Raw genomic sequence first — 23,676 nt, 5'->3', positions numbered from 1 at the left:
TCAACCTGTTATCGAAACTTTCCTGCTATGAGCTTACAAATTTGTTCAAATTGTTGATCTGCACAATCTGATTCTGTGACATCAACCCAGTGAATATCCTTCATGTGCCGGAACCAAGAGAGCTGGCGCTTCGCAAATCTTCTTGTATCGCGCTTAAGCAGTTCAACGGCAGCATCGAGTGACATGTCACCTTCAATATACGCTGCGATTTCCTTGTAGCCAAGGCCTTGCATCGATACGAGATTTCGCGAGTAGCCCTGTTCGAGCAGCCGGCGAACTTCTTCCACCAGCCCCTCCTCCATCATCATATCAACTCTTGCCTCTATTCGTTTATATAGCATCTGCCTATCCATTGTCAAACCTATGATACACAGATCGAACGGCGACTCCTTTTTCTGACGGCCTAATTGCTTCGAAAATGGCTCGCCTGTAAGATGATATACTTCCAAGGCTCTAATTACTCTGCGCTGATCATTGGCATGCAGTTTGTCAGCAGTTTCCGGATCCACTCCCCGCAAGCGCTCCAGAAGCGCTTCTGCACCGTGAGAAGCTGCAAATTCCACCATTTCTTGACGGAATGCTTCATCTGCACCGTGTTCACTGAATTCATACCCGTAGCATACTGATTCAACATAGAGCCCAGTTCCCCCGACGATAAATGGGGTATGATTGCGGTTCGCGATCTCGTCGATAAGTGTCCGGCACTGAAGTTGAAAATCAGCGACCGAATACGGCTCATCGGGATCTAATATATCCATTAAATGGTGTGGAATGCCCTCTCGCTGCTCTACTGGCAGCTTAGCTGTACCAATATCCATTTGCCGATATACCTGCATACTGTCACCGGATATAACCTCACATTGGAATTTCTTAGCCAAGTCAAGACTAAGCTTCGTCTTTCCAACCGCAGTCGGTCCAATGAGTACAAGCAGCCTCGGTTTATTACTCATCGTTGCCTCCAGCAATGTCAATCACCCCATATGCCAATTTCGCTCCGGATGGTAACACACGGGTGAATCCTAGCCGGGCAAATTCTTCGCTGTTCTTTACTTCCTTCATGACCACTCTCTTGCGCGCCACACGGCAAGCTTCCGCAATCGCTTCATGCGTCAAGGCTTTATGGTTCGCCATCGTACGCAGCGGATCAATCGATGCCGAGCTTGTAACGGGAGAGCGGAACATCGGATCAAAGTATACCACATCGACGGAACGGCTTGGCAGTGAACTGAGCATGCATAGATGTTCAGCCTGCTTCATCACAATACGGCGCATCGCTCCCGTAACCTCGTCCACACCACTCTCATACAGCTGCAGCCCTTCGTGCACAAGCGCAAAAAGTGATGGCTCACTCTCCAGCGCTGTAACCTTCCCATTGGGGCCTACCGCGACGGCAAACACCAGAGAATCCCCTGCTAGGCCTGCCGTACAGTCTAACACCTCATCGCCAGGCGTAACACCACTCGCTGTAATCATCCCGTCCGCATCTCCGGACAAAATCCGCTTCGCCCGCACATAGGCCATACTCGGATGATAAGTCAGCTCTGTGACCCCTAACTTCAAATAGCGGACACAATCGTTCAGGTAGACGAGAAATTCATCGTCGCCATATCTACGCTGCATGCGAGGCAAGGTCTGATCGCGCCGTTCTGCATAGAACCATCCGAACAGCTTGGCCATCTTCCGCGCCCGCTCCTTAAGCTCTGGTGACGTATACTCGCCTGTCGTGACTATCATTTGCTCCTCCTCATTATATACGCTGTGGAAAGGGAATTACAAATCCCCAGCTATTCTCACATAACCCGCTTAAACATTTTCTCCAGATCGTATGTTGTAAATCGAATGACGATCGGCCTGCCATGCGGACATGTAAATGGCTGGCGGCATGTTCCCAATCGGACGAATAGCGTCTCCGCCTCAGCTGCTGTCAAGCGCTGATTCGCTTTAATCGATGCCTTACAAGAGCACATCGTCGCTGAGGCCTCTCTTAATTTTGCAATATCGGGCGCCTTCTCGCTCAACACCCAGTCCGTCATTTCTTGAATAATATCCGTTTCTTCCCCTTTAGGGAACCAGTATGGATGGGAACGAACTAGGAATGTTTGGCCCCCAAATGGCTCCATGATGATCCCGACCTGCTCCAGCAAATGCATACGGGATCGAATCCGCTCCGCATCAGCAGGGGTAAACTCTAATGTGATCGGCAGAAGCAGCTCTTGAGAGGCTTCTACCGGCTTGCCGAATCGCTCAAAATAATATTCATAATTGATTCGTTCATGCGCTGCATGCTGATCAATTAAATAGAGCCCCTCTTCATTCGAAGCGATCAAGTATGTTCCGTGCAGCTGACCAATGTAAGAAAGTGCGGGGAACTTCGGCAATGCAGCGTTGTCCGTACTACCTTCCTCCGTCAGCCATTCCTTCCATTTCTCCGCACCGGCCTTCACTGCGGCTTGCCCTGCTTGCTGCTTAGCATTCGAATAAGGATTCGAATAAGCACTCGTATTGGAACTTCCCGCATTGCGGCTACCGTAAGAAGGAGACGTCTCTCGAACTCTCTCTCTCTCCTCTTGACCGTTTGCAATCGATGCTGTCTCTGCATCATAGGAAGTTGATGGAATCAATTCGTGATCCACAGCTTGCTTGAGTTTCGCCGGACTGTCTACGGTGTCCTCGTTACTAGAAGTCGATTCAGAGGACTTAATAGCCACTGGATCTGCACTTGCAGCTACAGCCAGCTCATCCTCGTTCTTGCGACCTATCTCTTGCAGTTGTTGCTGCTCCGTCTTCTTCTGTTCTACCGAGCCACTTAGTGCAATAGAATCAATAACGGATTCATTTGGAGGTTGCAAGGCTTCTGGAGCAACACGAGACATTTCGGCTGCTGCGGTCTGATTCCATTTCCCCGTTAGTTCAGGTTGTCGCTGCACGTTAGGTTGATGGGATGTTTCAGCATTGCTTCGTGACTGCTCCCGATCTTCCTTCGCTAATTGCGCGGCAGAGGACGGATCAGACTCAATGACTAGCGCCCCCATTGGCTTTAATTGCTTCTCTTGATTGGCCGCTATCGTCTCCGCAGCTTCCCATTGAAGCTCTGCTTGCTCGACATACGTTCGCACCTTCGCCTTCTTCGGAGCCGCTTCAGGAATAAGACGCTGCTTATGCAGCAATTGCTTCACGGTCTCTTCGATGAATGCGCACAACTCTGCCTCTTTGCTGAAGCGAACTTCAAGCTTGGCAGGATGCACATTCACATCCACGAGAGAAGGGTGCATCGTCACATGAAGCACGAGCATCGGGTAGCGATTGATCGGCAAGAACGTATGGTACGCACGAAGTATCGCTTGATTCAGCGGAAAGCTTCTGACATATCTGCCATTGATCATCCATGACATCGCATTGCGGTTTGAGCGCGTTAATTCAGGCTTGCCAATATAGCCTTGCACCTCGAAGTCCAAGTGTTCTCCCTTGACCTGCAGCATCCCTTTCGCTGTCTGAACGCCATATACAGAGGCAATAACCTGCAATAAGTCTCCATTGCCAATCGTTTGCAGCAGAGTGTGCTCATTATGCTTCAAGGTAAACGCTATACTTGGATACGATAACGCCAAACGATAGATGAGATCAGAGATATGCCCCAGCTCCGTCTGGATTGTTTTCATATACTTTAACCGTGCAGGCGTATTATAGAACAGTTCACGTACCGTAATCTCCGTCCCTTGCATGGACTGTGCGGGCTCATATGATTTGATCGCACCGCCTTCAATAACAAGCCGCCTGCCTAACCCGCTGGATTCTGTCGACGTTACCAACTCTACCTTGGCAACAGCCGCAATACTCGGAAGTGCCTCTCCTCGGAACCCTAGACTGCGAATCGAGAATAGATCTTTCCCTGTCTGGATCTTGCTCGTCGCATGCCGCAAAAAGGCATTTTCCGCATCATCATCCGCTATACCGGAGCCATTGTCTTTTACTCGGATGAGCTGCAGGCCCCCTTCTTCAACGGATACATCAATACGTGTAGCTCCTGCATCTATCGAGTTCTCAACCAGCTCCTTCACAACCGATGAAGGACGCTCCACTACTTCGCCTGCGGCAATCTGGTTGGCAATGTGCTCGTCCAATATTTTAATAATTGCCATCTCTCACACCTCCTTAACTCTCGATTTCTCATGCTCTATTCATTAGGATTCACGAGTAATTTCACGTGCCCGCTTCATCAGATCATGCAGTTGATTCATTGCTTCCAATGGAGTCATTGACATCACATCTACATCTGTCAAAGTGCCGATGAACTCCTTCATTGCTATTACTTCAGCACTGTATTGAACGGAATGATCCGGCTTCTCTTGCTGTGCCGCTTGATGGGTCTCGGCAGTACTTGCCATACTCATGACAGATTGCTCGTCATCTGTCTGACTGTCTTGCAAAGGCTTCACATGCTGTGTAGGTGACTGAATGGGACTATCCGCAGATACCGCAGTCTGATCCCATCCGAATAAGGACAGCTGTTCCACATGATTGACAGGAAGCTCTTGCTGCGAACTCGAAGGGGATGCATGTGTTGTCCCTTCACGATCCGTTGTCTCATACTGCTTCAACAGGTCGTATGCACGATTAATAATTTGATCAGGGAGACCCGCAAGACGTGCACAATAGATACCATAGCTTGTGCTGGCTGCGCCTGAAATCAACTTACGCAGGAAGGTAACTTGATTACCGCTTTCCTGTACGGCCATGCATACATTCTTCAATCGTGGCAGGCGATCCGCCATATGCGCCAATTCATGGAAATGGGTCGAAACGAGCGCCTTACAGCCGATTCGATCGTGGACATATTCCACTACAGCCTGTGCAATGGACATCCCCTCACTCGTTGATGTGCCACGACCCAGCTCGTCAATGATGACCAAACTGCGGCGCGTTGCCTTCTCTGTCATCACCTGTATATCCATCATTTCCACCATAAACGTACTCTGACCGCCAATTAGATCATCTGCAGCTCCAATTCTCGTGAAGATCCGATCGACAATCGGCATAGACGCTCGTTCAGCTGGAACGAAGCATCCAATCTGCGCCATGATCGATATCAGGGCTACTTGACGCATGTACGTGCTCTTACCTGCCATATTCGGCCCTGTTATGAGCAGCATCGTCTCATTCTGCTCTGTCAGCTCGGTATCGTTCGCCATGAAGTCTCCACCCTGCATGACGGCCTCCACAACGGGATGGCGTCCCTCAGCAATATGCATATCCAATTGCTCCGTGAATGCCGGACGAACATATCTCCTAGCTGCACTGACTGCAGCGAGTGATTGGTAGACGTCTATTTCAGCAACTGCTTCTGCCAATGCCTGCAGGCGGCGAATCTCGCCTCCAATGCGCTGACGCAGCTCGCTAAAGCGCTCGTACTCCAAGCCGAGCATCTTATCCTCAGCCTCGAGAATTAGCGCTTCCTTCTCCTTCAATTCAGGCGTTACGAATCGTTCTGCATTCGCCAGCGTCTGCTTACGCTCATATCGTCCTTCCGGCAGGGATGACAAATTCGACTTCGTTACCTCGATATAATAGCCGAATACCTTGTTGTATCCGATCTTAAGCGACTTGATTCCGGTCGCTTCCTTCTCTCTGCGCTCCAGCTCAGCGATCCAGCGCTTGCCGTTCACACTTGCTTCTCGGAGCTGATCAAGATATTCATCGTATCCTGGCTTAATAAGTCCACCGTCACGTACCGATACCGGAGGCTCGTCCACCACCGCACGTTCAATCCAATCGTGGATATCTCCACATGCATCCAATTCACTAACAAGATTGTGAAGTGTTGCAGACGATGTCTGCACGCATAACTGCTTCAGCATCGGAATCTGACTCAGTGAAGACTTCAGTGCAACGAGATCACGACCGTTCGCCGTACCGAAGGCAATCCGGCCTACAAGACGCTCCAGATCATATACCGAGGACAACTGCTCACGCAGCTCTTCTCGCCATATGAGATGATGATACAGCGTATCAACGGCCTCTAAGCGCTCCTCAATGGCCTGCCGATTCATGAGCGGCTTGTCAATCCAGCGACGAAGCAGCCTTGCCCCCATCGACGTCTCGGTGCGATCAAGCAGCCAGAGCAGGGAGCCTTTCTTCGCACGCTCACGCACGGTTTCCGTAAGCTCCAAATTACGACGTGTAAAAGGATCTAACACCAGATATTGATCCGGGTCGTAAGTTCGAATATTCGTCAGCTGACTCAATGAGCGCTTCTGTGTTTCTTGCAAATACCCCATCAGCATAGCAAGCGCCTGCTGCCGCTCATCCTCAAGTCGAGTCCAGACGGCTTCGCCGAACTGCTGCCTTGCCAATACTTCATCCTTGCGGCTCCATTCGGTAAACAGAACAGAACGATTCCACGCCTTCGTAAGCGGCTCCGCCTCTTGCAGCAATGCAGGATGGCCAATAACTTCTGTCGGCATATAGACATTCAGCTCATCAATAAGCCAAGATTGCCCGATCGGTGCTGAAGTAACAATCAGTTCCCCTGTGGAAAGATCACAGGCAGCCAGTGCATTGCTGGTACTCCCTTGGGATAGACAGACTAGATAATGATTCGACTTATCGTCGATCAGCTTGCCTTCCATGACTGTGCCTGGCGTCACAATCCGGACGATTTCCCGGCGGACGACTCCCTTAGCTTCCGCTGGATCCTCCACCTGTTCACAGATGGCAACCTTATATCCCTTTTCAATTAATCTCTGAATATAATTATCTGCCGAATGATAAGGCACGCCACACATTGGGATACGATCCTCTGCACCGCTGCTGCCTCTACCCGTCAGTGTAATCTCCAATTCCTTCGATGCTTGAATCGCATCGTCAAAGAACATCTCGTAAAAATCCCCGAGGCGGAAAAACAAAAAGGCATCCTTAACCTGCTCCTTGATGCTCAAATATTGTTCCATCATCGGTGTCAGCTTCACCATAAACACCCTCCGATAACATAAGTAGAACTCTATTATATCAAAAAAAGAGCGGGGACTCACGCGCATTTCACGCAGTCACCGCTCACTCGATCCCAACCATGTACTCCGCAAATCCTCCTGCTCATCCCATATCCATTGTGCTCTTATGCGATGAGACAGCGCTTGAATAGCATGTTCGGCCTGTACCGATAGGATATCATCTCTCCATTCATTCCTGCACTTCCTCACTTCTCTCAGCAAGTCGTCCATAAGCTCTAACGCCAGCATGCGCATAGGTTGTCTTCCCGCATCTGTGAGATAATTATCGCGCCTTGTCGGATAAGCATGGAATGCTTGAATCACCTCTTCACGCACACTATCGCGCCTAGTCAGCTTTGGATAAACCACTGCAACCGTACGGAATAAGGTTAGAACCTCTAATGTCAGGACCGGCGTCATAATAAAGCATGGAAGTGTTCGGTATTCAAATCCGCCCTCACCGCCATGATCATGTTCGCGCACATCCCCATACGTCCCATACCCTGGACGCCTCCTTAATGAACCCGCTGGATTCTCAAGAAGAGCCAGCGGCAGAGCTACATAAGTATCCAACGCTCTTATCAAGTCTGAGGTTAGCCAAATTCCACTAACATGGATATGCCCGCCGAGCGAGAATTTTCCTGCTGGATGCGATCCACCCAGCCATACGAGCTTGGAATCCTGCATGTGAGAAGCACGCTTCTCTGCAATGATACGGTCTGCAAGCTGCATAGCCCTGCACAAATGCTCCACAAGCTGGGCCGGACGCTCAGCAGGTTCCGGACGAAGCTCCATCAGAGGATAGATGACACGTCCTTGCAGACGCACGGCATCACAACCTGCGGCCCCACCCTTGGGTAAGTACCGAACGGCGGGGACGATCTTCTCGGCATGGGCATCATATAGAATTAATTCTACATCCATCCCAAGCTTCAGTTGTGTTCCCTTGTTCCGAATTCGTGAATGCTGTATTGTCTCCTCATGCCATGCTGCAGCATACCTCTCCCGTACCCATGATGGAATTCGCTGCGGTATAGGGTCGATATGCACGATTACATCACCCAACTGGGGCTCATCCAGCACACCCGCTGGCAAGTCTGTCATTCCCTCCACGGCAGAAGATGGTGTGCAGCGCAGCGTAACTGCAGCGATGTCCCAGCCTACCGCATATGCAGCTCGCAGAGCCAGCCGGGCAAGCCGGCGATAAGGCGGCTTGGACCAATCATCAAGCGCACGATACATGGGAAGACCCTGCGGAGGAGTTGAACTCTGTGCGGCAGCAACGATACGACAGCCATTGACCCAGAAGCATATAGAACGAACGTAATGCTGGCCCGAATTCGGCGGCAATTCATCTGCCCACGTAGCCCATTCGGCCACAGGCAACCCCCATAGCTTCAAGCGTTCACGCATGGTGCTTGAGCGCCAACTCGCAGCATAGCGATTGAGTACGATTGCGCCCTCTTCCTCCTGACGATCCACTACTCTCTCCGCATCCTCCCGATTCCGCTGTGCCATACTGCGTTTCCACCATACGATTAATTTCCCAAGCTCCTGAACAGCAATTGACCTAGCTCCGGCTCGCACATATCTCGTATTGGAGACCGCCTTCACTTTATACTGCTTCCACATGTTGGCGGCTTCCCGGTCATCCGTTATGACAACCACGCTATCTTCACAAGCAAGGTCTCGGCTCAACGTCGCCTCCCCCTTCGCATCCAGCATATATGATTACATCCTGATTAGATTCACATTGCAGCTATGAGGCCAACCAACAACATTACCTGAATTTTTGTTGCGAATCCAAAAAAAAGGAGGGCTCCCGCCCTCTACAATCTTTCCTTTACTGCATATCCTGTGGGTATATCATCAAGTTTGTAAGCACAGGTTTTGCAGCAGCTCACCCACCATGCGCATGTTGGTTGAGAGTATCCTCAATAGGAAATGAGAAACCGCCGCAAGCGGTCAGGGCCTGCGGCGATGATTACAACTCCTCATCCGTCAAGTCCGGTTCCAAGTCGTCGAAGCTCTCATCCTGAACACTAAAGTCAAAATCCTTGTCTTCGAAATCATTGCACCCGTCCTTACAAACGAGAACACATACCTTTGTCTCTGCAACCATTTCCACAACGAATTCCCGCTCAACACGAATAGTCACACCGCGTCCATGCGAAGATACACTAGCTTCAACGCAGTTCGGTTCCTGAACTGCTTCCGCAGATACCTCAACAGTGGAAGAACGATGCTTCGGATCAACATACGACAGCGGAACGAGATCTACATACGACACCGTTTCTTTCGCAACGTCAGTTTGGGAATTGTTGTCGTATGAATACCAGATGTTGATATCGTAAGTACCAATTACTTCAATGCCGTCTCCTGCCCGCACCGATTCATATTGATGGTTTATGAGCCAAGCCCCCAATATGCTTGTCGGATGATTAGGCGGAGAGACGGTATGTGTGACGACAGAGAACTTACGACCTTTGCCGCAGACTGCTTTCGTGATGATTTCCCGGCAGTGGTGTTTTTCTGTGTTTGCCATCCTGTGGACCTCCTCCATACAATCATTCAATTAAAGTGTATGCAGGACAGTCGTCTAGGGTGACAACAATTTTTTAAGAGTGAACGCATTTTTTGAGAGTCAACATATGCTGGCCTGACGCGGGTTACACGCCAAGTCGAAGTTGTTTCTTATCTCTTTTCGCTATCTTCAAATATTGTTGAAGCTCGCGAATTACTTGCAAGACGGCTGCACGCACTTCAAATTCTCCACGTGTAACAGGCAAATCCATTTGACGGAATACCTCGTCCAAATCATTCAGAAGCTGTTCTGTCTTGCCCGTATAATGCGGCTCCTTCACATCCTCGCTCAATTGATCGAATACATCTGCTACTAAATAGCACTGAGGGAATGATTGATACACTTGAGAGAGCAGCTGAAGGATTCCCTGCACATTTTCCAGCTGCGCCTTGCGCATGTAGAAATAAATCAGCCACTGCTCATCGGCATGAATATCATCCGTACGCATGAGTCGATTCTCCAATGCCTTCGAGGCAATAAAGATTCCTTCATTTACTTTTTCATCCGCATCAATAATTTCATGTCCATCCCATACATAGGTTGTATCCCTCAAATTGGAGCTAATTTGTGTGAAAATCAGGGAAAAGTAAGCATCGACTTCCTTCTTAATTCGGACAAGCTTATCCTCTTCATTCGGCATATACACCAGATTGACGACACTGGCTGCACCAAGTCCAATGGCCAACAGAAGCACTTCGTTCAACACGCCATGCAGCGTTAAGGTTCCTGCGCCATAGATATGGAACACAACGACTGAGCTTGTTACGATTCCTTCCTTGAAATTAAGCTTAGCGATAATCGGGAATGCAACTAATATGTATAAAGCCAGCACCCATAGCTCGAAACCGAGAAGCCCGAACAATAATGAAGCTAGCAGCAAGCCGACAACCGATGCCAGAAATCGCGCCGACACGGTCTTTATGCTGCGCTTGCGGGTAACATCCACTCCTAATATAGCTAGCAAGCCCGCTCCTAGCGGATTCACTGCTCCTGCAAGGTTAGCAACGATTATCGCCAATATTGACGCGATCGCTGTCTTAATGACACGAATACCAACAAATCCGAACACCATGTGCGAGTACGCTCCTTCAATGAGACCCTTATGTAATGTTATCTTCTTATGATACATGTTCATTATATCGACTCGGATGATGTGTTGCAAAAAAAGAGGAATGCCATTCATTGGCATTCCCCTGTCACTCCATATACACTTCGGCAAACCACGAGAACTTATACGGATTACGTACGATTCACGAGTTTCCGCTCTGCGAACGCAACTGCTTTATACATTAGTGTAGCCACAATTGCGATAATGACAAGCGATGACATAACCAGTGTAAAATTAAACACTTGAAATCCATATATAATCAAATATCCAAGCCCTACCTTGGATACAAGAAATTCACCAACAATTACACCTACCCATGCAAGCCCGACATTCACCTTCAGCGTGGACACGATCGCAGGAAATGAGGCCGGCAGAACGACCTTGCGAAATATCGTCCGCTTCCCGCCCCCAAATACACGGACAACCTTGATGTAATTTGGATCGACTTCCCGAAAGCTATTGTACACAACAATGGTTGTTATGATTACGGTGATGGATAAAGTGGTAGCCACAATGGCTGTAAATCCCGCTCCAAACCCGACGATGAACAAGGGGCCAAGCGCAACTTTCGGCATGCTGTTGAAGACAACCATGTACGGATCTAGCACTCGCGCAAGAAATTCTGACCACCAAATGAGCACGGCAAGCAGAGTGCCGAAAACAGTACCGAGTACAAAGCCTACAATCGTCTCACCTACTGTCATCCCTAAATGGGGCCAAATGGAACCGTTCATGACATCCTGCACAATTTGCGCGCCTACCTTGCTCGGATAACTGAATAACAGAACATCGATCCACTTCAGTCGGCCTGCTAGCTCCCAGAGCGCTATACAGGAGATTAGAATGATTAGCTGTGTCACCGTAACTGATGTTGACAGTGCACGTCTGCGTGCGCGATATTGCGCATAGGTCGATGCTACTAGCTCCTTCGTATTATCTGAGGGATGGGGTATGGGCGTTGAATCATCAAGATCCGAATGTCGGCTCATTGCTTTCCCTCCGATCTGACGCCTCAAGTTCCTTCCACAAGTCATGGAACAGATCATTGAATCCTTCCTGCTCACGTGCATAGAAGGGTTGGGAGTTGCGGATTGACTCTGGTATGACGAATGTTCGCCGAATGCTGCCTGGATCACGGTTCAACACAATCACCCGATCACTAACGGCTATTGCCTCTGACAGATCGTGGGTAACGAGAATGGCCGTCTTATTTCGTAGACGCAAAGTTTCCACGACCAAATCCTCCAATTGCAGCTTCGTCTGGTAATCCAAGGCAGAGAAGGGTTCATCCAGCAGCATAAGCTCCGGTTCCGTCGCAAGCGTCCTGACCAGTGCAACACGCTGCCTCATTCCGCCGGACAGTTGATGAGGATACAGCTTCTCTGTCCCTTCGAGTCCCATTCCGTTAAGCAGCTGAACAACTCTCTCCATCATCTCAGGGGTTAACTGTTTTGTCAGTTCCAGCCCCATGCATGCATTGTCAAGAATCGATCTCCAAGGGAAGAGATAGTCCTGTTGAAGCATATAGCCGACATGAGATGAGGTACCGCTCACTCGCTGACCATATACATTTACATATCCGTAGGTTGGCTTCATCAGGCCAGCGATAATGGATAGTATTGTTGTCTTGCCGCAGCCGCTCGGCCCAACCAGACTAACGAACTCGCCCGGCATGATGGAAGCGGTTAGTTCATTTACTGCCAGCTTCGCTTCTCGATCTGTCACATAGACATGAGTCACACGGGATAGTTCTACTGCAGGTATCATTGAGGCGCCTCCCTTCGAATGAGCGTTATGGGCATCCGTCATTTCACCAGCTTTATCGCTTTCTCGGCAAATTCATTCGTAACGATCTGCTCGTGATGTACACGAGATTTCAACTCCCCTGCCGAATCTAGCACATCCAGTAGATTGTTCCATTCCTGCTCATCCAGGACTGGATCTGCGGCATACGATTGTTGTTCCTTATACCGCTTAACCGCACTTGCGACAATATCCCGGTCAGCATCCTTGAAGAATGGCAGAATAACATCGGTAATCTCTTCAGCGGACTGCTTCTCTACCCATTGCTGCGCTTTATAGATCGCATTCGTGAACTTCTGTACAGCATCCTTGTTCTTAGAGATATAGCTCTGCTTAGACATGAAGGCCGTATAAGGAAGCTTGCCGCTCTCTACACCGAATGAGGCGACAACAACCCCCTTGCCTTCTTTCTCAAAAATAGAAGCCTGCGGCTCGAATAGCTGTACATATTCGCCAGTCCCTGAAGCGAATGCTGACGCAATATTGGCGAAATCAATATTCTGAATGAGCTGCAGGTCTTTGTGTGGATCAATGCCATGCTTCTTAAGCGTAAATTCCCCTGCCATCTGAGGCATTCCGCCCTTGCGCTGTCCGAGGAATGTACTTCCCTTTAGTTGATCCCAATCGAAGCCGTCCTTTTTCTCACGGGCAACGAGGAACGTGCCATCTGTTTGCGTGAGCTGCGCAAAATTAATAACCGGATCCTCAGCCCCCTGCTGTGCAACATAGATGGACGTCTCTGAGCCAACAAGCGCTACATCAATTCCCCCTGAGAGCAGCGCTGTCATTGTCTTATCTCCGCCAGAAGTCGTCTGTAGATCAACGTCCAGTCCTTCCTCCTTGAAGAATCCCTTGCCAAGCGCCACATACTCAGGGGCATAGAATACAGAGCGCGTCACTTCTCCTACCTTGATCTTCACTAAATCACTGCTTGAACCACATGCACTAAGCACCAGCACAGCAAAAACTACGATGGCCAAGGTACCTATTCGCCACTTGTGTCTCATCCGATATCTGTCCTCCTTATCTGGAATGGGTATACCATGGAACCTGTTCGTACTCTTCTGAGTCAATCTGCTCGACCCATAATCGCGTAAACTCTTACCTAATTGAACCTGCCCTGTTGTTCGGTTATTGCATTGTATGCATCCATTACTGAAATGGTTATTCGCCCGACCCTAATCAAATGGCAACGCTTGAAAAAAGCTTATCCTCCATCGTTGCGATTGAGGTGCTCCCTGCCGCCGAATGAGTAGCATAAATCATAAAAAAACGCAGCCCCATCCGGGACTGCGTTCTACATTCAACATTGATTCGGTTACATGCCGTAAACTTCATTCGTCTTCTTCGTCAAATAATCGACCAGATATTGCGGGTTCAATGCCTCTCCAGTTACCTTCATAATGATCTCGGATGGAGTCAAAAGCTTCCCGTATTGATACACTTGTTCCGTCAACCATTGCTTAATTGGCTCCAACTGGCCATTTTCAACGAGGGTCTCTAAGTTAGGAAGCGCGCTTTCCATCGTATGCATCATTTGAGCGGCATACATGTTGCCAAGGGAATACGATGGGAAGTAGCCGAATCCGCCGCCTGACCAGTGCACATCCTGCAAGACCCCTTCTCCAGCATGGCTCGGACGCACGCCCAAATAAGACTCATATTTCTCATTCCACACGCGAGGAAGCTCCTCAACAGGCAGATTCTCATTGAACAGCATCTTCTCGATCTCATAACGGATTATGATATGCAAATTGTACGTCACTTCATCTGCATCCGTACGGATTAAGGAAGGTTCTACCCGGTTAATTGCACGGTAGAAGGTATCAACTTCCACTTCGTTCAATTGCTCTGGGAACAGACGCTGCAATTCCCCGTAGTAACGATTCCAGAACGGACGGCTGCGGCCGATCATGTTCTCCCAGAATCGGGATTGCGATTCGTGAATGCCCATCGATGTTCCGGTTGACAATGGAGTGCCATCGAATTCCTTAGTAATGTTCTGCTCATACAAGGCATGGCCACCTTCGTGCAAAGAACTGAATATCGCACTCGCCGCATCATCCTTCTTATAATGCGTCGTAATACGAACATCGCCTGAGTTCAACCCGATCATAAATGGGTGAACGCTCTCATCCAAGCGTCCAGCCTCGAAGTCGTAGCCCATTTCCTTCAGCAAATACAGGCTGATTTCCTTCTGCTGCTCAATTGCGTAATCACGATGCAAGAACTCATACGCCGGCTGTTCATCTTTCTCCTGTACAGCATGTACAAGCGGAACAAGACCTTCTTTCAGTTTACCAAAGATGGCATCCAGCTTCTCCACCGTCATCCCTGGCTCATACATATCAAGCAGCGTGTCATAGCGCGTGTCCTTCACGCCCCAATAGTCGATCAATTGCTGCGTCTTCGCTACGATGTCACGCAAATACGGAGCGAACATTTCAAAATCAGCCTTTTCCTTCGCTTCCTCCCACATCGTCTCTGCATGCGAGGTTAATACGACATATTCTTGATACAGCTTGGGAGGAATTTTGCGGCTGCGGTTGTATTCCTTACGCGCATCTGTAACCATTTTACGATCTGCATCGGACAGTTCGCCGAATACATCAGCCTGCTCCAATGCATCCAAACATTCTCCCATCTCATCCGATACGGACAGCTTGAACATATCCTCGGACAATGCTCCGATTGTTTTAGAACGCTGTTCAGCCCCCTTGCGTGGAGCACCTGTACGCAGATCCCAATGCAAAATGCTTAATGCTTCACCATAACTTTTCAGTTTCGTTGTTATATCCCGAAATTTCTGCAAGATTGCCTCATTTTGCGCATTCATGCCTATTTCACCTCGAATTATGTATAGTCTTCCTTCTTGATGATACGCGGTGAAAACGATATAATCAACATTCGAAAGCGATTGTGAATAACGATTCGTATTTTGGAATCATTGTTACATTGCTATTTGTACACTTACTCGAACATGTCAAGCCATAAAGGAGCAGATTCGATGTCAATTTGGATTCAAGTGACTGAAGCTGCCGAAGAGCAGCTCAAGCAGCGTCTCAGCTCCGCAGATGGCGGAATTATCAAGCTTGTACACGATACGGAAGGCTGCGGCTGCGCCGTCAACGGCGTGCCCGCCATATGGATCGCCCCGCAGGCTGACGCAGATGACGTGCAGCTGCAAAGCAATGCCCCGCTTGACATCTACATGAACCGGCATCACATGGTGTTTTTTGATGAGAAATTGAACCTTGATGTATCGGGGACAGGCGGCTTTTACAAGCTGAGCAGTGCACAACAAATTTATTCAACACATGTCGCATGCAAGGATCGACGTGACAACAAATGAAGCGTCAACATGCAAGGGAGGGAAAAACATGTCCAACATGTCCAACATTTTAGATTTCAACCGTGAATTCGTCGAGAAACGCGAATATGAACAGTACTTGACTGACAAATTCCCCGACAAGAAAATGGTCATTATCACATGCATGGATACTCGACTCGTCGAGCTCCTTCCAAAAGCAATGAATTTGCGAAATGGCGACGTAAAAATTATTAAAAACGCAGGTGCAATCATTTCACAGCCATTCGGAAGTGTTGTGCGCAGTGTGCTTGTCGCTATTTATGAACTGGAAGCCGATGAGGTTATCGTTATCGGACACTATGGCTGCGGGATGACTGGCTTGAACTCTCAACAAATTATCGACAAGGCCAAAAAGCGCGGCGTTGAAGATGTTGTTCTGGATACGCTGACGAACTCCGGCATTAAGCTGCACCACTGGCTGCGAGGCTTCAATGATGTCCATGAAGGGGTAATGAACAGCGTACAAGTGCTGCGCAAGCACCCGCTTCTTCCTTCTGACGTACCTGTGCATGGCATGGTCATCCATCCAGATACGGGGGCATTGGAATGGGTTGCAGACGGATATCGCTTCTTGGAAGATAAAGATACCGAACCAGGGCATGGGCAGCATTCACCCTCTGCTACTCGATAATCCCGTTACATAGACACGGGCAAAGCTCCTGTACCAGAACCAACTTGCGTTCTGATACAGGAGCTTTTTTGTTATTATTGTCAAATATCCCATATATGCTTGACCTACGAAGGAATGGACACCCAGTGACCCGAGGCAACCTCGACCAATCGGGAACGATCCAGCTGATACGGATCGGATTCCCCCAATTCTTCCATGAATGCACGTGGCTTCTGCATTTCGATCTGCGGATCTGGTACAGGAATTGCGGCTAATAATGACTTCGTATACGCATGCTGCGGGTTCGAATACAATACTTCGCTTTCTGCCAACTCTACGATTTTGCCGCGATACATCACAGCTACCCGATCACTAATATGCTTGACCATAGACAGGTCATGTGCAATGAACAAGTAGGTTAAGCCAAGATTTTGCTGAAGCTCCTGCATCAGCTGCACAATTTGGGCTTGTATCGATACATCAAGCGCTGATAGTGGTTCGTCACACACAATGAATTTCGGTTCTACCGCAAGCGCTCTAGCGATTCCGATGCGCTGACGCTGCCCTCCAGAGAATTCATGCGGATAACGCATAGCATGAGATGGCTCTAGCCCAACCATATCGAGCAGCTCCTCTACCCGCTTCTTCCGCTCTTGCTTGCTTGAGACCAATCGGTGAACATCCAGCGCTTCACCGATCAGATCGATAACCTTCCATCTCGGATTCAATGACGCGTACGGATCCTGAAAGATCATTTGCATATGCCTGCGAACGATTTTCATCTCCTGTGCTGACAATCGGTTTACCGACATGCCCTGATACAGCACATCACCACCAGTTGGCTCATACAGGCGCAATATCGCTCTTCCTGTTGTTGATTTGCCGCAGCCGGATTCTCCCACGACGCCAAGCGTCTCCCCCTCTTGGATATAGAAGCTGATATCGTTAACTGCCTTTACGATATTCCCTTTGCCCAAATCAAAATGCTGCTTTAAGGAACGAACCTCCAGCAATGGACGTTGATCAGTTGACCGAGGACGAACGAATGGGGCAGACTTCACCTTCTTCTCATGTAATCGGGGAAGCGCGTTCAATAATTTTAGCGTATATGGATGTTGTGGATTGGCGAATAGCTCTACGGTCGGGCCTTCCTCCACAATCTCTCCTTCCTTCATGACGAGCACGCGATCACACATCCCTGCAACGACACCAAGGTCATGCGTAATGAGAATGATTGAAGTACCAAATTCTCTCTGCATATGCTTCATAACATTCAAGATTTGCGCCTGAATTGTAACATCCAGTGCAGTTGTCGGTTCATCTGCAATGAGGAGTGCCGGCCTGCAGGCAAGGGCGATAGCTATCATTACTCTTTGGCGCATGCCGCCTGAGCATTCATGAGGATAGTGAGAATAACGCACTTCACTATTGCGGATCCCAACCATCTTCAACATGTTGATCGCTTCCGCCTTTGCCTGTGCAGCTGTCATATCCTGATGCTTGATTAAGCTCTCTGCAATTTGACTTCCAATGCTCATCGTTGGATTCAACGAAGTCATTGGATCTTGAAAAATCATCCCGATGTGACGCCCACGAATATTCTCCATGTCGGACTCTGAATAACGCGCCACGTCCTCACCTAAGAAACTAATCGTACCTCTCTGCTTTGATGCTATCGATGAAGGCAGCAAGCGCATGATGGATCGTGCTGTAACACTCTTGCCACTCCCTGATTCGCCCACAATTCCGAGAGTCTCGCCTGGGTTGACCACGAAGCTTACGCCTCGAACCGCTTGAATCTCTTGCTCCCGATTCTGAAATGCTACCGATAAATCCTGAACTTGAAGGATATGCTCCATGCCCGTTCCCCCGTCTATCGTAGTGATGAATAGGTTTGCTAACAGTTCTTGACAAAACCTTGAAATAAAATATACTATATCCATCGGAATTATACAAATTAAAAGTGAAGGAGGTGCTTATACTACATGCAAATGGAATATACTGAAGCGCCTAGGCTTCCAAAATGGACAGAGACAATCAGCCACAGCTATACAAAGTTGAGCCTGAACCCAATCTATGCACGCCTTGCCATACTGCTCGGCTTGCCTGTCCACCTTGCGGCATACATTATCTATCAGGTTAAACGAAGGGATGATAACGTCCAAGCGGCACGAGATTTGGTCACGCAGGAACTCCTCGCTTCCGGTTACAAAGAGAAGCTTCAAGCCGACTTCGAGGATCAACTACGCTGCAAGCATCGCTTCTTCGGTGAGAACATAGACAATCTCCAGTTCAATCGCCAGGTTCACAAGTTGACTGAAGAACAATTCCGCCAAGCCGTACATGAACATACCATTAAAATGCTTGACCAACGACTCCATAGACGCACTACCTACTCTGGTACCTTTCAAGCCTTGCTTCGACACCCGCTGTTTATCATCTTGACCTTACTTCCCGGATTTCCGATGTATCTGCTTGTGCTCTTGTATTACAACGCATATCTCAAATACATATTTGAGCGATTGATGATGAGTCTGCTTGTAATTATCGGGGTCTCTATTGTCGTATTCACCATATTGAAGCTGTCCCCATTCCATCCTGCAGTTAATATTTTGGGAGAAACGGCGACAGCGGAGCAGATCGAGGCGTTCAATAAGATGCACGGCTTGGATCAACCCTTTTTCATTCAACTGTGGAACACATTAAGAGGCATCGCCACATTTGATTTAGGCAGTTCATTTGCAGGCAACGAAGAAGTATCAACTGCCATCGCAGCCAAATTTCCAATTACGTTAACGCTAACAATTATTTCACTTGCACTTGCTCTCCTCATTGCACTGCCGATCGGCATCATTTCTGCAACACGACCTAATACATTGTTCGATTATACGTTCATCTTCATCGCATTGCTTGGTTTATCGATACCTAACTTTTGGCAGGGACTGGTCTTCATTCTTAACTTCTCCATTCATCTGAAATGGCTGCCTGCCACCTATAATCCGAATAATTGGCTGTCTGTCATTATGCCGGTCATTGTACTTGGAACAGGATTGACAGCATCCGTAGCCCGCATGACCCGCGCTTCTACTCTTGAGGTGATTCATGAGGACTACATCTTAACTGCTAGAGCGAAGGGGCTGCGCAAACGGCAGGTACTGCTCCGGCATGCTGTAAGAAGTGCCCTCATTCCGATTCTGACGGTAGTGGGATTGCAATTTGGAGCAATGCTTGGAGGAGCTGCTGTTACGGAGAAGGTGTTCAATATTAGCGGTATCGGCAGTTATATCATCGATAAGCAGTTCATTCCGGATATTCCCGCCATTATGGGAGGTGTTGTCTACACGGCGATTACGATATCACTGGTCAATTTAGCGGTGGATATTATGTACGCCTTCATTGACCCACGGATTCGTACCAAGATGAAACAATACTAAAGCAGGTGAATCATGAACAAATCACTAGACAAACGATGCGATAACACAAACCGACTGAGAACAAACAGAGAATATAAGTACGCCAGCTTCGCGACCATCGTATCATCCTTATTGTCTCTACTCCTCCTGGTGAACAGTTATGATGTAACAAATCAAGCTGTACGGCATTATGTATTCACCGCTGCTGTCCTATATATCTTCTTCACCTTGCTTCAGTTGGCTGTCACGATCAAGATTAAGCATGATATCAGCTGCAGTGGCGACATCAGAACCTCCACACGAGCTGCCGGTTATCCGTTATTACTAAGCCTTCTTACTGGGAATGTGTTCGTTGCAGCCGCCTCACTACAATTGCTGAAGAACAGAGCTTCGCTGCATTATTCCTTAGCTGTATACATGCTGCTGACACAGGTCTTTGTTCTCGGCGTATCTGCTCTAAACCTATTTAAGCCCTATGTGGCCGATACATTCCCAGCGGCGATGCTGATCCTGATCGTGATCGCCATTTTTCAACTCACAATCCTCATTCTAATAGCTTGCGGCATTATACAGAACCGAATAAGGCTATGGATACGGACCTTTGCGGTCCTACTCCTGTTCACAGCGATTACGGGGAATTTATTCGCTCTGCTGCTTGGAGTCATGCTGCTTCTGAACAATCGGCATGATGAGACTGGTGCGAAGTGGAAGGAAGTATGGGAACGAATAACACGGAATGCAGCAGCCATGTCAGGGTTATTCTTTATCCTCTTCTTGTTCTCAATCTCGATTTGCAGCTTCTTCACCTTCGACTACAGCATCGCTGTGGAGAATGATTACAGTTCGATTCTGCAATCACCGAGCCTCACCTACCCGCTCGGCACCGACAACTTTGGCAGATGCCTATTTTCGAGAATTATATTTGGAGCTCGTATTTCACTCATAGTTGGAATCATTTCCACAGCAATCCCTGTCATTGTGGGCGGTGTGCTCGGCGCCATCTCCGGCTTTTATGGACGCCGGACGGACAATATCATTATGCGGCTGCTCGATGTGATTTACGCTATTCCGGGGATATTGCTAGCCATCGCCATCATCGCGGCATTCGGCGCCAACACGATCAATCTCATTGCTGCACTAAGCATCGGATCAATTCCGAGCTATGCCCGCACGATGAGAGCTAGCGTCATGGTCGTAGCTACATATGAATACGTAGAAGCAGCTAGGGCCCTCGGTCAACGGAAGTTGGCAATTATATTCCAACATATTGTACCGAATTCACTTGCCCCGATGATTGTGAAGTCGACACTTACAATCGGTGGCGCTGTTATTTCAACAAGCAGCTTAAGTTATTTAGGGCTTGGCGTTGAGCCGCATATCCCAGAATGGGGCAACATTTTGAAGCTTGGCAGCACTTATCTTGAGTCGCATTCATATCTCGCTATCTACCCAGGCATTGCTATCATCGCACTTGTATTGTCCTTTAACTTCCTTGGCGATGGAATACGGGATGCACTAGATCCGAAAATGCACTAAGGGAATGCGATTACTTGGCCTAATATAGGCAAAAATGGCCGCAAGTCATGCTGCAAAAATATGCGCACGAACAAAGAAGTCAGAATCATAAATACGAGATTATGGGAGGGAACTCATATGCTATCCAAAAGCAAGTTCTTCATCTTACTATTGTCTGTACTCGTGTTAGTAAGCGGATGCTCGGTAAGTACGAAATCCGATACCGTTGGCAAAGAGCCTGCCAAGAGCGCTGAAAATAAACCGCAAACAGAAACAGGAGCACCAGTGACCATCGAACTGCTGGGCATGAGCACTGGCGAATCCGATCTTAACATCATTCGTGATCAACTAACCAAAAATGGCTTCAACGTGAAGCTGAACTTGCAGCCGGATTACGGCAGCTTCAAGGCTCAGAAGGAAGCTGGCAACTATGATATCGCACTGTCAGGCTGGACCACCGTAACGGGAAATCCTGATTATGCCGTACGTTCCCTATTCAAATCAGGAGGAGACTACAGTATCCTCGCTGATCCGGAAATCGATGCATTGATCGACAAAGCGGCCTCACAGACCCCTGCGGAGTTTATCGAGACCTACAAGCAATTGGAGCAGCGGCTCGTGTTTGATCAAGCTTATATTGCGCCCTTATATATTTCGTTAAAGAGCCAAGCTTACAATAAAGACCTGCTGAATGGAGATTCCGTGAGATTGTCCAAGTCTCGTTCCTTTGCCTGGGAGGATGTAGACTTTAAGGATACGTCCAAGCGTCAAGCAACTCCTCTCATTTTGTCGCAAGGATCTTCAACGCTGACCTCCCTTGATCCGATTAAAGGCAATGATGGATCGATCAACATGATCAATACGAATATGTATGTACGTCTCATTAATCTGACCGATGATGACCGCATCACTTCAGACGGTTCCTTGTCCTACAATCACGCAATTGCTGAAGGCAACTCGGATTATTACTTTATTTTGAGAGATGATATCCATTTTGCCAAAATTGAGAACAAGCTTGCTGTTGATACCGGCGAGCGCGTTGGAGCTGACGATGTTGTATTTTCCCTGAATCGGGCAAAGGATAAGAACTCTGTTCCCGATCATCGCACGTACAGCCTGCATGAGCATATTAAGTCCGTTGAGATTGTCTCAGATCTGAAGGAGCTGGAAACTGCGAAGCTCTCAGGAGGCAGTGACACAATTAAGACTGTGCTAGAGCAAGGACTTGAAAACAAGATTTCCTCACTTGTCACGAATAAAAATGATGCGAACAGCAAGACCGGCAAATATCAAGTTATCAAATTGACAACAACTGAACCTTTCCCTCAAGTATTAAATTATTTGGCTCATCAGTCGGCAGGAATCGTATCGAAGCAGCAGGTAGAGCGCATCAATACATACGATGTAGCGAAGTTCGATGTTAACAAGGACATTCCATATGGAGATCAGAATACAGTTACGGAAGGAAACAAATACAATAACGTACTGGTTACGAGCGGACCATATATCTTGTCCTATAAAAATGATTATGAAGCGATTCTATACAAAAATCCGGGTTACTTGAGAGGCACAAAGCATGAACCGAAAATCAATAAAGTCATTCTGCGCTTCATAAAGGATGCTGACAGCCAATTGGCCGCACTTCGAAGCGGTGAAATCTATGTCAACTATGGAGTGCCTGAAACAAAATTTGACCTTGTGAAAAATGACAGCAAGTTGTCCTTGCAAAGCATTGAGAGCAATGCAGTATCTTACCTGCTCTTCAACACAGCGAATCGAGAAGTAGCCAAGAGTGCAGACCTGCGAAAAGCAGTTCTATACTCTATCAACCAAGAAGACTTCTTGAAATTCTACAATAACCATATCTTCAAGGCAGCCTCGACGGTCAGCCCAATCGTAAAGACCGGGAATGAACTGAAGGCAGATCCTGAGAAGGTAAAGGAATTCTTAGACAAGTATCGATCAGCATCCAAATCCTAATTATCATTTCGAATGCAGCAAGGCTCTGCGTCCTCCCCTTGTAGAGGCACAGAGCCTTGCTCGATCTCGGAGCCGATAAGGATAGAATGCCACTCATTGCAGGATCTAGAACGAAGCCAAGACCATTCGCAGCCCCGAACAGTGCCATACCACATATTTTCGTCTGCGGTGTCGACCATCAAAAAGGGGGTGTCCCAAAAGTCTAAAAAGATTTGGGACGCCCCCTTGTTTTCAAATATGTAAAACAAAAAGAAACCGTTCTTTAGTAAAATGGAAGTACCACCCACCATTTACGAAAGGAACGGTT

General features: G+C 48.2%; 17 protein-coding genes. 5 read left to right on the top strand and 12 right to left on the bottom strand.

The features are described 5' to 3' along the window. Positions 1-8: 8 nt before the first annotated feature. The 11 genes from miaA to RQP50_RS13730 all read right to left on the bottom strand — a co-directional run bounded on the left by miaA (position 9) and on the right by RQP50_RS13730 (position 15,317). Positions 9-950, bottom strand: a complete 942-nt coding sequence (miaA, locus tag RQP50_RS13780) for a tRNA (adenosine(37)-N6)-dimethylallyltransferase MiaA (protein WP_021253934.1) — start codon at positions 948-950, stop codon at positions 9-11. Beyond that, positions 943-1,734, bottom strand: a complete 792-nt coding sequence (locus tag RQP50_RS13775) for a class I SAM-dependent methyltransferase (protein WP_315745765.1) — start codon at positions 1,732-1,734, stop codon at positions 943-945. The genes miaA and RQP50_RS13775 overlap by 8 nt, the downstream gene beginning before the upstream one ends. Positions 1,735-1,790: 56 nt before the next feature. Then, complete coding sequence (gene mutL / locus RQP50_RS13770) at positions 1,791-4,139, bottom strand: DNA mismatch repair endonuclease MutL (RefSeq protein WP_315745764.1); 2,349 nt, start codon at positions 4,137-4,139, stop codon at positions 1,791-1,793. A gap of 42 nt (positions 4,140-4,181) precedes the next feature. Continuing rightward, positions 4,182-6,968 carry a DNA mismatch repair protein MutS gene (gene mutS / locus RQP50_RS13765; protein WP_072728060.1) on the bottom strand — a complete coding sequence of 929 codons (2,787 nt, stop codon included), beginning with the start codon at positions 6,966-6,968 and terminating at the stop codon, positions 4,182-4,184. A gap of 75 nt (positions 6,969-7,043) precedes the next feature. Further along, positions 7,044-8,711 carry a putative amidoligase domain-containing protein gene (locus tag RQP50_RS13760; RefSeq protein WP_315745763.1) on the bottom strand — a complete coding sequence of 556 codons (1,668 nt, stop codon included), beginning with the start codon at positions 8,709-8,711 and terminating at the stop codon, positions 7,044-7,046. Between the two features lie 259 nt (positions 8,712-8,970). Then, complete coding sequence (locus RQP50_RS13755; protein ID WP_021253939.1) at positions 8,971-9,531, bottom strand: outer spore coat protein CotE; 561 nt, start codon at positions 9,529-9,531, stop codon at positions 8,971-8,973. Positions 9,532-9,655: 124 nt separating this feature from the next. Continuing rightward, positions 9,656-10,642, bottom strand: coding sequence for an aromatic acid exporter family protein (locus tag RQP50_RS13750; RefSeq protein WP_028533063.1), 987 nt, complete (start codon positions 10,640-10,642; stop codon positions 9,656-9,658). A 167-nt stretch (positions 10,643-10,809) separates the two neighbouring features. After that, positions 10,810-11,667: an ABC transporter permease gene (locus RQP50_RS13745; RefSeq protein WP_315745762.1), complete on the bottom strand. Its 858-nt coding sequence runs from the start codon at positions 11,665-11,667 to the stop codon at positions 10,810-10,812. After that, complete coding sequence (locus tag RQP50_RS13740; RefSeq protein WP_315745761.1) at positions 11,645-12,445, bottom strand: ABC transporter ATP-binding protein; 801 nt, start codon at positions 12,443-12,445, stop codon at positions 11,645-11,647. The genes RQP50_RS13745 and RQP50_RS13740 overlap by 23 nt, the downstream gene beginning before the upstream one ends. Positions 12,446-12,483: 38 nt before the next feature. Then, the gene (locus RQP50_RS13735; protein WP_065293001.1) at positions 12,484-13,488 is read right to left on the bottom strand and encodes an ABC transporter substrate-binding protein; all 1,005 of its coding nucleotides are present in this window, start codon (positions 13,486-13,488) and stop codon (positions 12,484-12,486) included. Positions 13,489-13,799: 311 nt separating this feature from the next. Continuing rightward, complete coding sequence (locus tag RQP50_RS13730) at positions 13,800-15,317, bottom strand: carboxypeptidase M32 (protein ID WP_072728053.1); 1,518 nt, start codon at positions 15,315-15,317, stop codon at positions 13,800-13,802. A gap of 171 nt (positions 15,318-15,488) precedes the next feature. Between RQP50_RS13730 and RQP50_RS13725 the strand changes: the two genes are divergently transcribed. Then, a complete protein-coding gene (locus tag RQP50_RS13725; RefSeq protein WP_021253945.1) occupies positions 15,489-15,833 on the top strand; it encodes an iron-sulfur cluster biosynthesis family protein in 345 nt (114 codons plus the stop codon). A 28-nt stretch (positions 15,834-15,861) separates the two neighbouring features. Next, a complete protein-coding gene (locus RQP50_RS13720; RefSeq protein WP_021253946.1) occupies positions 15,862-16,482 on the top strand; it encodes a beta-class carbonic anhydrase in 621 nt (206 codons plus the stop codon). Positions 16,483-16,586: 104 nt separating this feature from the next. Here the strand turns inward: RQP50_RS13720 and RQP50_RS13715 are convergent, their stop codons facing one another. Continuing rightward, the gene (locus tag RQP50_RS13715; protein WP_072728052.1) at positions 16,587-18,320 is read right to left on the bottom strand and encodes an ABC transporter ATP-binding protein; all 1,734 of its coding nucleotides are present in this window, start codon (positions 18,318-18,320) and stop codon (positions 16,587-16,589) included. A gap of 132 nt (positions 18,321-18,452) precedes the next feature. Between RQP50_RS13715 and RQP50_RS13710 the strand changes: the two genes are divergently transcribed. From RQP50_RS13710 to RQP50_RS13700, 3 genes are all read left to right on the top strand, one after another. Then, positions 18,453-19,895 (top strand): ABC transporter permease, encoded by a 1,443-nt coding sequence (locus tag RQP50_RS13710; protein ID WP_315746146.1) that lies wholly within the window; start codon positions 18,453-18,455, stop codon positions 19,893-19,895. Between the two features lie 12 nt (positions 19,896-19,907). Next, entirely contained in the window at positions 19,908-21,410 is a 1,503-nt protein-coding gene (locus RQP50_RS13705) for an ABC transporter permease (RefSeq protein ID WP_315745760.1), read from the top strand. 117 nt (positions 21,411-21,527) lie between these two features. Further along, positions 21,528-23,369, top strand: coding sequence for an ABC transporter substrate-binding protein (locus tag RQP50_RS13700; RefSeq protein WP_315745759.1), 1,842 nt, complete (start codon positions 21,528-21,530; stop codon positions 23,367-23,369). Positions 23,370-23,676 lie beyond the last annotated feature (307 nt).

It is taken from the genome of Paenibacillus suaedae, from assembly GCF_032337355.1.
In the GTDB taxonomy this organism is placed as follows: domain Bacteria; phylum Bacillota; class Bacilli; order Paenibacillales; family Paenibacillaceae; genus Paenibacillus_B; species Paenibacillus_B suaedae.
This window is presented reverse-complemented; position numbering and strand designations above follow the sequence as displayed.